General features: G+C 45.4%; 16 protein-coding genes and 1 other RNA gene. 11 read left to right on the forward strand and 6 right to left on the reverse strand.

From position 1 onward, the window contains the following. Positions 1 to 220 precede the first annotated feature (220 nt). Positions 221 to 1,543 carry an SUMF1/EgtB/PvdO family nonheme iron enzyme gene (locus QT998_RS04965; RefSeq protein WP_333115618.1) on the reverse strand — a complete coding sequence of 441 codons (1,323 nt, stop codon included), beginning with the start codon at positions 1,541 to 1,543 and terminating at the stop codon, positions 221 to 223. Further along, positions 1,515 to 2,303 (reverse strand): ergothioneine biosynthesis protein EgtC, encoded by a 789-nt coding sequence (gene egtC / locus QT998_RS04970; RefSeq protein WP_333115621.1) that lies wholly within the window; start codon positions 2,301 to 2,303, stop codon positions 1,515 to 1,517. Before egtC ends, QT998_RS04965 begins: the two co-directional genes overlap by 29 nt. Positions 2,304 to 2,621: 318 nt before the next feature. On the opposite strand from egtC, the gene QT998_RS04975 reads away from it, so the two are divergent. Further along, the gene (locus QT998_RS04975; RefSeq protein WP_194067161.1) at positions 2,622 to 2,837 is read left to right on the forward strand and encodes a hypothetical protein; all 216 of its coding nucleotides are present in this window, start codon (positions 2,622 to 2,624) and stop codon (positions 2,835 to 2,837) included. Between the two features lie 291 nt (positions 2,838 to 3,128). On the opposite strand, the gene QT998_RS04980 is transcribed toward QT998_RS04975, so the two are convergent. Together QT998_RS04980 and QT998_RS04985 are read right to left on the reverse strand one after the other, a co-directional pair. Beyond that, positions 3,129 to 3,575 carry a hypothetical protein gene (locus tag QT998_RS04980; protein WP_333115624.1) on the reverse strand — a complete coding sequence of 149 codons (447 nt, stop codon included), beginning with the start codon at positions 3,573 to 3,575 and terminating at the stop codon, positions 3,129 to 3,131. A gap of 493 nt (positions 3,576 to 4,068) precedes the next feature. After that, complete coding sequence (locus QT998_RS04985; RefSeq protein WP_333091016.1) at positions 4,069 to 6,519, reverse strand: putative PEP-binding protein; 2,451 nt, start codon at positions 6,517 to 6,519, stop codon at positions 4,069 to 4,071. 74 nt (positions 6,520 to 6,593) lie between these two features. Between QT998_RS04985 and QT998_RS04990 the strand changes: the two genes are divergently transcribed. Beyond that, the gene (locus tag QT998_RS04990) at positions 6,594 to 7,295 is read left to right on the forward strand and encodes a ComF family protein (RefSeq protein WP_333091017.1); all 702 of its coding nucleotides are present in this window, start codon (positions 6,594 to 6,596) and stop codon (positions 7,293 to 7,295) included. 137 nt (positions 7,296 to 7,432) lie between these two features. On the opposite strand, the gene QT998_RS04995 is transcribed toward QT998_RS04990, so the two are convergent. Further along, positions 7,433 to 8,014, reverse strand: coding sequence for a 2'-5' RNA ligase family protein (locus QT998_RS04995; RefSeq protein ID WP_333091019.1), 582 nt, complete (start codon positions 8,012 to 8,014; stop codon positions 7,433 to 7,435). 128 nt (positions 8,015 to 8,142) lie between these two features. Here QT998_RS04995 and QT998_RS05000 point away from each other — a divergent pair, with 128 nt between their 5' ends. From QT998_RS05000 to QT998_RS05020, 5 genes are all read left to right on the forward strand, one after another. Then, a complete protein-coding gene (locus QT998_RS05000; RefSeq protein WP_194008815.1) occupies positions 8,143 to 8,409 on the forward strand; it encodes a YciI family protein in 267 nt (88 codons plus the stop codon). A gap of 23 nt (positions 8,410 to 8,432) precedes the next feature. After that, an RNA gene (gene ffs / locus QT998_RS05005) (signal recognition particle sRNA small type) lies at positions 8,433 to 8,529 on the forward strand. A 23-nt stretch (positions 8,530 to 8,552) separates the two neighbouring features. Beyond that, positions 8,553 to 8,936 (forward strand): phasin family protein, encoded by a 384-nt coding sequence (locus QT998_RS05010; RefSeq protein ID WP_194067167.1) that lies wholly within the window; start codon positions 8,553 to 8,555, stop codon positions 8,934 to 8,936. A 393-nt stretch (positions 8,937 to 9,329) separates the two neighbouring features. Then, complete coding sequence (locus QT998_RS05015; protein WP_333115627.1) at positions 9,330 to 9,770, forward strand: hypothetical protein; 441 nt, start codon at positions 9,330 to 9,332, stop codon at positions 9,768 to 9,770. A gap of 27 nt (positions 9,771 to 9,797) precedes the next feature. Beyond that, complete coding sequence (locus QT998_RS05020) at positions 9,798 to 10,373, forward strand: Uma2 family endonuclease (RefSeq protein WP_333091024.1); 576 nt, start codon at positions 9,798 to 9,800, stop codon at positions 10,371 to 10,373. 43 nt (positions 10,374 to 10,416) lie between these two features. Here QT998_RS05020 and QT998_RS05025 read toward each other — a convergent pair whose 3' ends face one another. Next, positions 10,417 to 10,566, reverse strand: a complete 150-nt coding sequence (locus tag QT998_RS05025) for a hypothetical protein (RefSeq protein ID WP_333091025.1) — start codon at positions 10,564 to 10,566, stop codon at positions 10,417 to 10,419. Positions 10,567 to 10,587: 21 nt separating this feature from the next. On the opposite strand from QT998_RS05025, the gene QT998_RS05030 reads away from it, so the two are divergent. The 4 genes from QT998_RS05030 to QT998_RS05045 all read left to right on the forward strand — a co-directional run bounded on the left by QT998_RS05030 (position 10,588) and on the right by QT998_RS05045 (position 15,440). Further along, the gene (locus QT998_RS05030; protein WP_333217939.1) at positions 10,588 to 11,934 is read left to right on the forward strand and encodes a DNA phosphorothioation system restriction enzyme; all 1,347 of its coding nucleotides are present in this window, start codon (positions 10,588 to 10,590) and stop codon (positions 11,932 to 11,934) included. Positions 11,935 to 12,455: 521 nt separating this feature from the next. Next, positions 12,456 to 12,731, forward strand: coding sequence for a hypothetical protein (locus QT998_RS05035; RefSeq protein WP_333115632.1), 276 nt, complete (start codon positions 12,456 to 12,458; stop codon positions 12,729 to 12,731). Continuing rightward, positions 12,728 to 14,794, forward strand: coding sequence for an AAA family ATPase (locus QT998_RS05040; RefSeq protein ID WP_333115635.1), 2,067 nt, complete (start codon positions 12,728 to 12,730; stop codon positions 14,792 to 14,794). Before QT998_RS05035 ends, QT998_RS05040 begins: the two co-directional genes overlap by 4 nt. Continuing rightward, on the forward strand, positions 14,784 to 15,440 hold the full coding sequence (locus QT998_RS05045) for a Uma2 family endonuclease (RefSeq protein ID WP_333115638.1): 657 nt from the start codon (positions 14,784 to 14,786) through the stop codon (positions 15,438 to 15,440). The genes QT998_RS05040 and QT998_RS05045 overlap by 11 nt, the downstream gene beginning before the upstream one ends. The last annotated feature ends 2 nt before the right edge of the window (positions 15,441 to 15,442 follow it).

Raw genomic sequence — 15,442 nt, forward strand, 5'->3', positions numbered from 1 at the left:
TTTGTTGTTTGTTGTTTGTTGTTTGTTGTTTGTTGTTTGTTGTTTGTTGTTTGTTGTTTGTTGTTTGTTGTTTGTTGTTTGTTGGTTGCAATGCCCTGTTTGGCCTGTTTGGCCTGTTTGGCCTGTTTGGCCTGTTTGGCCTGTTTGGCCTGTTTGGCCTGTTTGGCCAATGCCGCATAATACCTCATCTTTATGAAAAAGGCTATAATTGCATGACCAACTACTTGGCGCAGCGAAAACCAGCGATAATTTGCCGCACGCCCGGATAGTACCAATTCCGAAAACTCGATCGCATTGCTTGAGGAAAAGTTGCCCAACTCCCGCCTTTCAAAACTCGGTGTTCTCCATCAAAATAAACTTGAGAATATCCCTTGTAAGGATAACTTTCAAATCCTGGATAAGCGTCAAATGTGGAAGCAGTCCACTCCCAAACATTCCCCAACATATCGCAGCAGCCTGTCGCACTCGCTCCTTTTGGAAAAGCATCAACTGGCGATGTGTTTGCAAGATTATTCCCGTGATTGCACAGGCTAGCATTTGGCTGTGCTTCTCCCCAAGGATAGGTGCGATTTGTTTGATTTGCTGCATCCCAACTCGCTGCTTTCTCCCATTCGGCTTCTGATGGTAAACGCTTACCGGCAAAGTTGCAGTAGGCTTCGGCTTCGTACCAACTGACGCCACAAACTGGATGGTTGTTGAAAGCGGGATTTTCTGACCAGTAAAGCGGCCGATCGACTAAATGAACTTTGAGCCATTTCCACCCCTCTACTGACCACCAATCAGGGTTTTGATAGCCGCCGGATGCCATAAAATCTCGGTATTGACCGCAAGTGACGGGATAGCGATCGATCGCGTATGCTTCTAAATAACACAAGTGGCGCGATCGCTCGTTATCCAAAGCCTCAGCAGCATCGCTTCCCATATAAAATTCCCCGCCCGGAATTTCAATTTCTGAATTGGGAATTGGGCATCGGGTATCGGGCATCGGCCAAACAGGGCAATCGGGCATTAATATTCTTTCTTCCCTCTGCCTTCTTCCCCCTTGCGGATAATTAATCCGTGTATCCGCGTCCAAATCCCTGTCGCGCCTTGCTTGCTTCTTTTGCATTTGCAACACAAAAGCCACGGTTTCGCAGTGCTGGCTTTCGTGCTGAATCATAAACCGCCAGAGACGTTCTTGCTCCTCGATCGGCGCTATTTCCAAATAATCTAACACCTTTTTTCTCACCGCATCCAGATACAATTTAACTTCTGGTAACGCTGGCAGAAAAACCCGCTGTTTTTTCGGCAAAACATCCGCAGCAAACAGTTGGTGATACTCAGGAAAAACTGGCTTCAAAAGAGCACATCGCTGCAACAGCCACAAATCTTCAGTATAAGCAATGTGACCTAAATGCCAGCCAACCGGACTGAAATCTGGATGAGCAAGGCGGCAGAAAGTATCGCAATCTATGTCTGCAAATAATTTAAAAGTGCCGCGCCGACACTGCTGCAAATCACGATAAATTGCCTCTCTACAAGATTGGATAGATTTGGATATCACCGTCTACTCCCGTACTGATAATGCTGTCTTCTGGACACTCGTGCCAATTGCCAGCAAATAAAGGCTCTGAAGCAATGATGACCGAATTTGGAAAGTTTAGATCGTCCCGCACCCAATAAAGGGAAGGAGCGGCTTTTTGGGAAGCAAAGCGAGAGGCAACGAGCTGGTGTCCGTCGCTGATAATGATGTTAGCTGAAAATTCTGTTTGCTGAACTTTTGCTAAGTCTGCCAAGATTTTTAAGGAGTTTTGCAAAGCTGCTTGTAGGGTCAGACTTTGGTCGGTCAATTCATTGACAAATAAGCCGAAGATGTGTTCTGAATCTGTAGTACCGTTAATTGATTGATAAACGGTATCGCACAGGCGATCGCGAATTGGTCTGTACAGAGTTTGGCGAAAATTTTTCACGAAGCCGTTGTGTACGAACAGCAGGCGATCGCGCCCAAACGGCTGACAGTTGCTCAAATCTACAGATTGTCCCGAAGTTGCGCTGCGAACGTATCCGATCGCGCAGCCGGATTCAACGTATCGACTGATACTCGGTAGATTGAGGTCGCTCCAAATTGGCTGTATGTTTTTATAGGTAAACGGGTCAGTCTCTAGGTGCGGGTGATACCAACCGATGCCAAAACCGTCAGCATTAACCACGCCTGAAGTCATTTCGCGGGGCTCGTAACTCTGCACAATTAGGGAATGTTCCGGCTTGTACAGAATAGAATCGAGTAAAATCGGCTCCCCGAGGTAGCCAAGCAAACGGCACATATAATTTTTACAGCAAATTGATTAGTATTCTAAATCATTCGGCCAAAAATTGCCCGATCGCCCGTCTTGTACCAGCGCCGGGAACTGGGTTTTTGGTAAGCTGTTGTGCATTTAAACTGTATATTTTGATGACAATCAAAAATCGTCAAATCCTCTCCCCCTCTTGATCCTGAGCGAAGCCGAAGGGCCCTTCTCCCCCTCAATCGCCCTACACAATCTCATACACAATCTATAGGAGCAACAGCTTAGCCCGCTGCCAGCATCGCAGTACAAACGGTACAGTAAAGGTAGAACCCCAGCAGCACAAGGAGACCTTGAATGTTCCTCGACGAACTCATCCCAGTGGCCAAAGAATTGATGCAACAGCCGATCGCCTTTGCGGGCGGATTTTTCTCGGGCCTGCTTCGACTCAACCTTCACGAAGATCCCGTCAGAAGCTGGATTGACGAACAAGCAGGTTCGACTTCCTACACTCCTCCCGCAACCGAAGCGACTAACAAAAGCACTGGGCCTCAGTCGATCTCGATCGACTAAGAAACAGCAGTAACTATCCGATCTATTACAAAGGGTTTGTCGGTGCGGCAAACCCTTTGAGTCAGGTGCGATCGCCCCCGCCGCTAGAGCGCACGCAGACAGTAAAATTAAGAGTATGCAATGTTAAATCCGCTGCACAAAAAAATCGACTTTCGATCGGCTGCACTTGATTCAGACTTTTTGAAACATATATAATTTATGCGATCGAGTCCAGAAACCCGATTTCTTCCCGGATACTTTCCTGCTAAAACCAAGATTTATCAGGAAAAACCGGGTCGATCGCCGTCGGTTTTAGAAAGAGTAAATTCTGCCTTTTTCATCAATATAAACTGACCGATCTTGCCTACTCCGACCATCAGATGTAGTGATCCGAACCGTCACAAGATTTGTCTTAGAATCTACGCTGTAGTCGTATTTCAAAGTTGTGGTTCCTCCTTTGACATTAATCGGAATATTGGCAATGTCGGCCGTGCGGCTGCTGACGCTAACCGTGATGTTTTTGCTGGCTCCGACGGGTAAGGATGATAAACGAACACCTGATTCACCGTATTCTAGGTTTAATCCGGTTTCATTTAACAGTCTCAGGGTAATGTTCCGAGTAGTGTCAACCTGCGCCCTCGGCTGCCAAAATCCGGGTTGTGGGCCGCCGCTAGTTGCCGGTTGAGATAATGCAGGATGGGGATGCAGACAGCCGAGGGCGGCAAGAACTGCTGCGGTTGCAATGATTTTTGATTTCATTGTTTGTTGCTCCGAGTAAGGTGTTGATCATATTTCTATCCTAACTTGAAAATCCATTTTTTTATTGAGGACTTAGGTTCCCAAACTCGGCAGCCCGGACAAAATTTGCGGTTGAGGGCAATATGTCTGTCAAAAAATTTGGTTGATAAAATCGTTAATACCCAATACGCTAACATCCGAATACTTACATTAGGCTGAAATATCCAAAATAATTTAAACAAGGCTGGAGCAAAGTCTCACAAGCAATCTCAGTCATTTTTGACACGCAATGTTGATTTACCGCAACAGCTTATCTCCTATCGTTTTCGGCTGCATCGAAATGATAAATTAGAGGGCAATTCATGAATATTTTTTACAAGTCGCCACCTATCTCGGTGCAATTTCCAGTTGTTCGATTCACAATCAACAGTCAAAAATCAACAATCAACAGTCAACAGTCAACAGTCAACAGTCAACAGTCAAAAATTCTGGAGGAGTGCAACCGGAATTGATATCAATTATTAACGATCGATCGAGCGGCTTCTAGAATCAAGCGCTGTTCGGCCCGGGCGATCGCCCTGCAAGTTTGTTCTGCAGCATCGACATTGACGGAAATAGACGAAATCCCCCACCGCACCAAGGATTCAACTATCTCAGGATACAGTGCGGTCGCGTCGCCGCAGATCGAGCAAGGAATGCCCGCAGCCCTGGCCTGTTGAATTAATTGTTCGATCGCCTTCATTACTGCTCGATCGCGCCCGCTAAAACCACCTGCTAACTGTTCCGAGTTGCGGTGAATGCCTAATAGAAATTGAGTTAAATCGTTGCTGCCGATGGAAATTCCTTGAACTCCGGCTTTTACATAATCTGGCAATAAAAATAATACCGAGGGAACTTCCGCCATAATCCACATTTCAAATTCGTTTGGTCGGTTTTGCCAATTTTTTTCTAATCGCTCGCGGCAGTAAACAAATTCGTCAACAGAGCGCACGAAAGGCAAAATTAAATTGATATTTGTATGGCCCCAATCGCAGACTTTTTGAAGCACGCACAGTTCCCAATCAAATAACTCGGGTTCAAAGGTATAACTAAAACTGCCGATGGCTCCCGATTCGCGCAAATCGAGAGAGCGATAAAATATCGGCCGCGGCGCAACGGCTGCTGCAAATAAACTGAGGCAATCCGCCATGCGATCGACAAATTCCGATTGGCGGCCGTTTTGCAGCAAAACTTTGGGGTTTTGACAGTCCAAAGCTTCCAATGCCATCAATTCCGATCGCAGCAATCCGATGCCATCTATTGGTAGATTTTTGAGGCGCTCGATCGAACTTGTTTGGCTGACATTAACTAGCAGTTGAGTCGCCGTTGGCGCGCCCCAAGCAGATTCGGGAGATTGTACCAGTCGAGATTGAAGACCGGGATTGGACGATCGCTCCGATGCAGAAAATTGGTGGTTGGCTATTGACATTTTTGCTGCCGTACTGTATATATCTGGATTGTTTGCTGTTTCCTCAAGTCGGCTGCTTTCTGCTGTGTCAGTCGCCGAATCTGGGGCGGTACTAAAAACTTCTCCGCTATCGCCATCTACCAACACCGAATCCCCCGAGGCGATCGTCCGAGTCGCCCCTGCAACTCCCACAACGGCAGGAATCCCCAACTCTCTAGCTAAAATCGCGCCGTGGCCTGTCATGCCTCCTTCTTCGGCAACTACCCCCGCAGCAACTTTCAGCCAAGGCAGCCAGTGCGGCTCGATTGTCCGGGCTACCAAAATGCCTCCAGCCAAGAATTGAGCGTTTTCTGGGTGGGAATTAGTGATAACTTGGGCAATTGCTTCGGCTTTTCCCGAGGCGGCGGCCAAACCTCTGAGTATCGCAGGAGTTCTCGCCGGGGCGATCGCCACACCCCGTTTCGGCGTGACTTTTTCCCCTGGCAAAAAACGAATCTGAGTGAAATACAACTGCGTTTCGCCGCTGTTTTCTGTCTGTTCGATCGTCCAATCTAAGATTAAATCAGACTCATATTCAGCTATTATTTGTTTGCTGGCTTTAATAATTTTTTGTAGTTGCGATTCTTCTAAAACATATTCAGTTTGTGCTTTCTCTTCCAGCGCCAACACTTCCACGCAACTGTCAGCACAATCAGAAATTAGAAATGGAGAATCGGGAATTGGGAAAGCGGAAAAATTGCCTAGCTGCTGTTGGGCGAGCGGTTTTTCTCCGTCGGCTTTGAGGTCGTAGGCTAATGTTTTGTAACCTAGCCGCTGGAATTTAACTGCGCCTGTTTCTGGCTGCACTTGATAGTAGTCGGGGATGGTTTCTCCCCTGGGGAGGGACATTCCCAAACCGCAGGTGGCTTGGATTTCCCATGCTGCACCGGCCTTAATTTTCACTTCGCCCGCGGCGATCGCTCGCCCGAGAGGCTGCACCAAAACTACAGGATTGATTTGCTGTATCCTCATGCCGCACCGCTGCCAGTAAAATAGACTTCGGGCTCTGAACAGTTCTGCCCAAGCTCGTTTGAGTCCGGCTTCAATGGCTTCTGGTTGTGCGCGTACTGCCGGATCTTCCAGGATTCCGGCTGTTTTCGGGTGCCAGGAAGTCAGGGAAGGGCGAAAAATTAAGGTTTTGGAGTTTGAGTTGAGTTGAGAAACAGCAGACTCTAGGGTGGAGGGCAGTGAATCTGGCAGTTTGCTGGCGAGGATTTGGTGGCGGATGCTGCGGGCGATCGATTGCAGTTGTCTGGGATCGTCAACATTCAGGTGCAGGGAAGAGTGGGGCCAGTCAGCAAATAGCGGTTCTAGCCAGTCGATCGACTCTACAAACTGCCAAAATGTTTGAGCCGGCACGACAAAACCCGGTACAACGGGATGATTTTGAGCGAGCAAACAGCTCAAGTAAAATGCTTTTTCTCCCACTGCATCTCGGTCTGAAGGTTGAATTTTGTCTAGCCGGTAGAGGTTTGTCACGCGAGCGAGCCTGTCCTTAGAAACAGATTGAATTTTGATAGTTTTTCCGATTAATCAATTACCACAATTTTAGGATGAACAACCGAAAATGGACGGGATTAGTCAAATCTTTACTTAATCTATTTCTTAAGTCTAACTGTCCTCTTTGTCAGCGACCTGCGACCGAGGAGTTTTGTGCGTACTGTCACAAACAACTTCAGCGATGTCAGTTAGCAGATCCCGCTCGATTTTGGGATGATCGGGAGCGGGTTTTTGTGTGGGGCGAGTACGGCGGGACTCTGAAACGGGCGATCGCAGCTTTGAAATATGAGGGAAATCCCCAATTAGCGAAACCTCTCGGCGGCTGGCTGGCCGAAGCTTGGCTGAGTTTTCCCGAATTAGCTATTGACAATCTAACCGTTGTACCAATTCCCATGCACAAAGAAAAGGTCAAGCAGCGGGGTTTTAACCAGGCGGAACTTTTGGCGGAAAGTTTTTGCGAGCTGACTGGTTTACCTTTGCAGCGCCACGGTTTGGATCGGGTGAAAAATACTCAACCTTTATTTGCTCTAACACCACAGCAGCGAAAAGCTGAAATGAAAGATGCTTTGATTTTGGGGAAAGATTTTCGCCGCCGCCGCCCGCGCGATCGAGTGCTGTTAGTTGATGATATTTATACTAGCGGCACTACGGTTAAATCGGCTATTAAAATATTGCGAGAGTCGGGAATTTTGGTTTACGGAACTGTGGCTCTGGCAAGTCCCAATAAGAGCAGTTTGCCACCTGTTTTACGTTGAATTTTAAACAGGTTTTCCGCATCTAAATTGCATTCCGATGTCGAGAGTTTATCACGTTTTTTTGGAATAACTAACCGCGAAGACGCGAAGCGGCGCGAAGAAAGAGTAGAGAAGGAAGAGTAGAGAAGGAAGAGTTTTTACGATTGATTTAAATTTGTTGCGGGTTCGATATTAAGCGGGAACTGTTTGCTGATGTTCCAGCGGCTGCTGTCGTGCAGCAGCAATGTTAATGCTGCAGCGGTAAACTCAAAGTGGAGTTGGCGCCCTGAGAATTCCAACCAAGCAGCTTGAAAATTCTCCTTGGTTAAATCGCGAAACCCTACTGTCATGTGCGGTACAAATGGGCGATTCTGAGCAACTGGAGGGACAATTCCCAAATTCGCCTCAATATAACTGATCAAATCTGTTTGAATTTCTAGCAATTCGGGGGATTTGACAACATCCACGTAAATGACGCGGGGCGCGAAAGCGGCAAAACCGCATAGGCTAACGGGAATTGACAGCCGGTGTGCGGAAAATTTTTTTAAGCTTTCCTCTAATTTCGGAAATTCCGCCGCTGGCCATTCAAAAGGAGGTTGCAGGGTGATGTGGGGCGGTGACTTCAAGGCACTGCGGCTGTTGTAGTGTTCGGCAAAATACTGTTTAATCTCAGTAATCTGCTGTTGAATTTCCGGGGGCGGCACTAGAGCAATAAAAAATCGCTGTTTTGACTGGTTCATAGGGTAGCATCGCAGTAAGGAAGGAGTGGCTGAGTACGGGCGATCGAGTATTTACTCAATTCCTCGTACCAAAAACCTCATTCCCAATCTACAATCCCCAATCTAAAATCTAAAATCTAAAATAAAAAATGCCTTGGTTTGTCAAAATTGAGCAAGGAATTGTCGAAAAGCCTGTATTTGACCAGTATGTGCCCGCTCACAGAGCTTATGTCCGAGAGTTGATTTCTAAAGGACACCGAGCTAAAACTGGCTACTGGGCGAGGCGGGGCGGCGGTATGTTGATGTTTGAGGCGGGTTCGATGGATGAGGCAAGGGCGATCGTTGCTGAAGACCCCCTGGTGAAAAACGGTTGCGTTATTTATGAAATTTATCACTGGTGTGTGGTTGAAGAATAAATAAATGTGTTATACTCACAAATGAACTGGACCCACGCGATTCCAACGCCCAAATCTTGTCAGGACCGGAAGGTAGCAGCAACACGGGATGCTTGTAATAGGCGTGGTCTCCGGTTCACCTTGTTTTATGAGGTGTAGCTCCTATGCCTGGTTTCGGAGATATTTTACAAAAGGCAGTTTATCTTGGTGTCGGGCTAGCTTCCTATGCTGGTGAAAAAGCAGGCAGCAAGTTGACTGAATTGCGCGCTGAATCCCAAAAGCTGGCCGATGAATTAGTCAAGCGGGGCGAAATGTCAACGGAAGAAGCACGCCGCTTTGTCGAAGATATGGTGCAACAAGCTCAGCAGCAGCAACCGCCAGTAGAAGTCACTGGGGACAAAAAAACGGCTGAACCTCGCCGGATTGAAATTGTTTCTGAGGAAGAAGAGGTTTCGGCACCAGATGCTAAAGAAACCGGCGGCGTAGATAAACTCCGCGAACAAGTACAGAATTTACAAGATGAATTGCGAAAGCTGAAGCGCGATTAAGCTCAAAAAAAGCTCGCAAAGCAAAGCATAAAGGGAACTCAAGATAATACTCTTAAGTTCCCTTTACGATTTTAGATTTTTCGATTTTAGATTGGGGATGATTGACTGGATGCGGGTTTGGAGTTGACCTACAGTTGGATTGTTTCAGGAAAATGGTATCCGATGTGGACGGATATAGAGCAATAGGTAATAGAATTGAGAGTAGGTGCGATCGCTTCGCATGAGGCTGGCTGCACTTATCTGTGATAGTCCCGGACGTGGGGGTAGTCAGAAACCGAGTTTTTTTACTACAATACGCCCGTTGCAACCTGATGAGAGTAAAAAACCCGGTTTTTTGGGCTTGATGTGTCCCGGACTATGTTAAATACTTTGCAATAGTAAGCTGTCAAATTCATGGAAGATTGGTCAAAAGGTTTTTTTGAAGTAATGGAAAATGCTGCTTCTGACGTAGAGCATTTTTTCAGCGATGTTAGCGATGAATTTGTCGAAATGCTGGACGTTTTGGCAAAGATTTCGGAAGAGTTTACAGAACAAGTACAAAATAACCTGATTGCTGACTTTGACGGTTATTTTAATGAATTAGACGGTTATATCAATGAATTTCTAGAGCCGATAATTGAAATTGTTCGGGAGTTCGACCCGGAGCTTGATGAGATAGATTGGTCGGTGGTGACTTATGTAGACCCTTCGACGACTCAGCAGCCGGCTTGTCGCGGTTGCACTAACTATCACGGCCAAGTTTACGGCGGAAATTTGTTGGTTTGTGGGATGCACCCTACTGGTGTGGAATCGGAGAGTTGTCAGGATTGGGAAGGTGACAGCGACGTTAATTGATCGGAGTTTTTGAGGGTTGAATCGCTTATGTTAACGTCAATTCAGTCTCCGTCAAAGATTTCTCTGGAAGAGTTTTTGCTACTGCCAGAAACTAAGCCGGCTAGCGAGTATGTTGACGGTAAAATTCATCAAAAAGCTATGCCGCAAGGAAAACACAGCACGTTACAAATCAAATTGTCGTCAGCTATTAATCAAGCTGGTAAACGGCAAAAGTTAGCTTTTGCTTTTCCTGAATTGTGCTGTACTTTTGGAGGATGTGCTATTGTTCCAGATTTAGCAGTATTTGAGTGGTCGCGCATTCCTCTTAATGCTAGTGGAGAGATAGAAAACAGGTTTGAAATTGTGCCGGATTGGACAATTGAGATTTTATCGCCGGCTCAAAATCCAACTCGGGTAATCAATAATATCTTGTTTTGTTTAAATCACGGTGCTAAGTTAGGTTGGTTGATTGACCCGGAAGAAAAATTAATTTTGGTTTTTAAGCCGGAGCAGCAACCAGAGGGGAAGGAGAATCTGGATATTTTGCCGGTGCTCGATGTGCTGTCGGATTTGCAACTGTCGGCGGATAATTTGTTTGGGTTGTTAAGTTTCGATCGCGCGTAAGCTACATTTGAGTACAGGGACTTTTGCATCCAACTAAATCCATCTAGTTAAATGTAAAATACGACTCGCTAAAAAAAACGTTCATTCTTCCTTCTTCCTTCTTCCTTCTTCCTTCTTCTTTCTTCCTTCTTCCTCTTTCTTCTTCCTTCTTCTTAACGGCATTTAAAGGTGAATCGCGATGGCGGTAAATCATTTGCAATCTGGGTTTCCGAGAATGCCGCCATCGCTGGAATTGCGACAATATCAGCGGGCGGCGGTTGATAATTGGTTTGCGAATCGGGGACGCGGTACGCTGAAGATGGCGACTGGTAGCGGTAAGACGATTACTGCACTGGCGATCGCCACTGAATTATATAATAAAATTAACCTTAAAGTATTGCTTGTAATTTGCCCCTACTGCCACTTAGTGAATCAGTGGGCGCGCGAATCGGAAAAATTTGGCTTAAAACCTATTTTAGCCTTTGAAAATGCCCGCAGTTGGCAAAATAAGCTAGCTGCGGGTTTGTATGAAGTGCGAGCTATCGAGGGACTATTTCTGACAATTATCACCACAAATGCCACCTTAATGTCCGATAGCTTGCAGTCGCAAATCCGCTATTTCCCAGAAAAAACCCTAATTATTGGAGACGAAGTTCACAACTTAGGCGCACCCCGTTTGGGACAAAGTTTGCCACGCAATATTGGACTGCGCCTCGCCCTTTCCGCCACACCACAAAGACACTTTGACGAACAGGGAACCGAATCTATTTTAGATTATTTCGGCCCGGTTTTGCAACCAGAGCTTACCTTAGCCGATGCCATCCGACAAAAAGCCTTAGTACATTATTTATACTATCCGATTTTAGTAGAATTGACAGAAGCTGAAACCCGCAAATATTCCTATTTAACTAAAAAAATTGGTTGGGCGCTTTGGGGCGATGAAAAAGTATCAGAAAACGATATTTTAACAACTTTACTAATGCAGCGTTCTCGGTTAATTGGGGCGGCGGCTAATAAATTAACAGCTTTGCGAAAGTTAATGAGTAACCGTCTCGACACGGCCCATACTTTATTTTACTGCGGCGACGGCGCGATCGAAGGAAGTGCGCGCCGCAATAACAACCGCCAACTAACAGAAACCGCAAAGTTATTAGGTTCAGAATTAGGCTATCGAGTTAACACCTACACGGCGGCAACTCCTTTAGCAGAAAGAGAAAGATTGCGCCAGCAATTTGAGAGTGGAGAATTGCAAGGTTTAGTCGCGATTCGCTGTTTGGATGAAGGCGTTGATATTCCAGCAATTCGCAATGCTGTTATTTTAGCAAGCAGCAGCAATCCGCGCCAGTTTATTCAGCGCCGGGGACGCATTTTGCGACCGCATCCGGGAAAGGAAAGAGCTACTTTATTTGACATGATTGTTTTGCCTCCCGATTTGGGCAGAGAAACCTTAGAAGTCGAGCGCAATCTGCTCAGAAAAGAGTTGAAGCGGTTCTTAGAATTTGCTGATTTAGCCGATAATGCTGGGGAAGCTAGGGTAAAATTGCTGCAACTTCAAAAGCGTTATGGCTTGTTAGATATTTGACATTTATTCCGGTTCGGTTTATCTTAAAAAGATAGAATTATTTTATTGCAGTTTGAGTTGCTAGTTTCGTGAGCGATCGCACTTACGAACTCAGAAACCCGGTTTCTTGGTAAATTCCTCGTTTTTCGTCACAAAACTTCTAGAAACCGGGTTTCTTTGCAGATTTCTCGTGACGCGAGAACAACACTCGTAGAAACCCGGTTTCTCACCCCATACGTAACCCTGTAGTTTTTGATTTTTGCAATAAAATAAGTAAATCCACTTAATTAAGCGTCAAATAGAGATGACAAAAAAGCTAACTATAGCCTTTCTCAGTAACATGAGGTGCTCTCGTGAGGATAGGGCATAGGGCATAGGGAATAGGGCATAGGGCATACCTCACCAAGCTTGAGAACCGCCATATATAAGCATTCCTCCTTCTTCCTTCTACCTTCTTCCGACGGACTTACATCCGTTACATCCGTTACATCCGTTACATCCCGTACATTGCTCGTTGCCGAACTTCCTTCTTCCTTCTAATTATGGCTGAAAATTTGAATGAAAATTTGGTAATCGCTTTTACATATGAAGATAGTGCGATCGCACCCGTACCGATCGGCATTTTAGCAGAAAAACGTTCTGGTTATTACACAGACAAAGACTTAAGCGACGTACAGCAACCGATTACTAGCGCGCCGCCGGAAGTCAGACAAATTATCGAGCAGGTATTGGAACTAGAAAAAGATAAGCTATATATGAAATCTCCCCGCTATATTAGCGATGACATTTTAACAATTATTAGGGAAGCAATTGTATGAAGTTAATTTCACTTACTCTTTGCAATTTTCGGCAGTTTTTTGGCAAAAGTCCCGAAATAAAGCTGGCTTGGGGCGAGCAAAATATTACAGTAATTCACGGTAATAACGGTGCTGGAAAAACTGCACTGATGAATGCTTTTACCTGGGTGCTGTACGGAAAATTTAGCACGGCTTTTGCGGCGGAAGAACAATTAGTAAACAAGCGCGCTCTTGCTGAAGCAGAAATGGGAAAAGCAGTAGGTTGTTGGGCAGAAGTTGTGTTTGAACACGACAGCAAGCGCTACCAAGCAAGGCGTGTTTGCCGTGCTTACAAAAGTGAAAATGGTGTAGAACACATCAAAGGCGAATTGTTCCTGCAAGTAGCAAAAGATGACGGCCGTTGGATGCCAACAGCCCAGCATCCCGATGATATTATCGGACGAATTTTGCCAGTAAATTTACATCAATATTTCTTTTTTGATGGGGAACGAATCGAGCAAATTGTTCGCCACGATAAGAAAGCAGAAATTGCCGAAGCTACTAAGGAATTGCTGGGAGTAGAGGTACTGAATCGCTCTATCCGACATTTGGGAGACGCAAAAAAATCTCTAGAAACAGATTTGAGTATGATTGGTGGTTACGAAATTAAAAAACTTTTAAAAGAAAAGCAAACTTTGCAGAAAGAGGTAGACCAACTTTCACAAAGACAAGTAGAAATTGAGCAAGAATTGACTAATCAAGGCGAATTAAAAAAAGCAGTTAACGGTGATTTGCTGGAACGCAGTGGTGCTGCCGAGTTGCAACAGTTGCGAGACGAATTGGAAAAGCAACGGCGTTTATTTCACGAAGAAATTGATCGGGCTTCATCAGCGCTTCAACGAGCAATTTCGGGGCGCGGTTACGCGGTATTTTTGTCGGATGCTGCGGCTGAATTTAACTCAATTTTTGGAAATTTGCGCGAAAAAGGTGAGTTACTTTCGGGGATTGGGCGGCCGTTTTTGCAAGAGTTATTAGTGCAGCAGCGCTGCATCTGCGGTGCGGAATTAACTCCCGGTTCTGTTGCTTCCGAAAATGTGAGTGGTTGGATGGATAAAGCGGTTATTGGCGATGTGGAAGAAACTACTATTCGGATTAGCGATCGCGTTAATGAAATTGATAGACAAGTAGCTGATTTTTGGGAGGAACTTGACAGCCAACAAGCCAATATTCATCGCGGTAGAACAGAAATTTCGCGGGTGGAAAACCAGTTAGACGATATTCACAGCAAGCTGAAAAATTTCCCTGACGGCGATGTCAGCCGCTTGCAAAAGCGCTTGGATGAAATTGAGGCAAACCTTGGCGATTTGCACCGGGAAACTGGCTCTAACCAGCAGCAGATTGAGAGTTTGAACGCGCAGGTTGCTGCTTTGGACAAACAAATCGACAAGCAGCAACTGAACGAGCAAAAGCAAGTATTGGCCCAGCGCCGGATTGCTGCGACTCAGGATGCGATCGATCGCCTAACTGAAGTGCGATCGCGCTTAGAAAAACAGTTTTGTTCTCAATTAGAAAAGCGAGTGCAAGATATTTTTAGTCAAATTTCTTTTACTCCTTACCTCCCCAAATTAAGCGACAAATACGAACTGACGCTAGTAGAAAATACATCGGGCAACGAATCTTTAGTTCCCGCTTCTACAGGAGAAAATCAAATCCTCAGTTTGTCGTTTATCGGCGGAATTATTGAGGGCGTGCGCGAGTGGAGTCAAAAAAATACTTTGATGGGCCCCGATAGCAGTACATTTCCGATTGTGATGGATTCTCCCTTTGGCAGTTTGGATGAGATTTATCGCAAACAAATTGCTAATAAACTGCCTAAATTGGCGAATCAATTGGTAGTCTTAGTAACAAAAACTCAGTGGCGCGGAGAAGTTGCTAGAGAAATGGAAAGTTCCATCGGTAGGGAATACGTGTTGGAGTACAATTCTCCGAAAGCTGATTGCGAAGAAGATGCGATCGAATTGGGCGGAACGCGCTATGCTTTAGTTAAGCGCAGTTCAGATGAATTTGAATATACGAAAATTGTAGAGGTGGATTATGGCTTCTAATTCGGCAATTACACAGGTTTTGGAAACGGATATTTGGATGAAGGCAATATGGGAAGAATTTCTGGCTTTCGCTGATGATTTAACTTGGGAAAAAGGCAAGTTTTATTACTATCAAGAGCACATGAGGGTAGAAATGTCACCAGTATGGCCATTGCACGCGCGTCAAAATTCGATTGTTTCCAATGTAGTTATTTTGTACGCTACATTGAAAAATATCAGAATAATTCAATTTACTAATGCTAGTTTTCGCAAAGCAGGTATTCGCGAGTTTCAACCCGATCTAGCTTACTACATTGGTTCAGATTTGAGAGTTCCTCCGGCTGACAACAATTCACCCATTGATTTGAATGAATACGATCCGCCGAATTTGGTAATAGAAATTGGTGCATCTTCTTTTAACGATGATTTGGGTAGCAAGCGCTTGCTTTATGAAGATGCAGGAATTAGCGAATATTGGGTGGATCGTGCAAACACTGGGGAGGTTTTTGCCTTTGCGATTAATGGCGGAGGTAGCGGCAGGATTCAACAGTCGCGGGTTTTACCGGGGCTAGAAATCGCGTTAGTTGAGGAAGCTTTGAATCGGAGTCAAACGCAAGATGATGGGGAAATTAATCGCTGGTTGATTCAAACTTTTAGTCAAGGTTAAAG

It is taken from the genome of Microcoleus sp. S1D4, from assembly GCF_036700765.1.
GTDB lineage: Bacteria > Cyanobacteriota > Cyanobacteriia > Cyanobacteriales > Microcoleaceae > Microcoleus.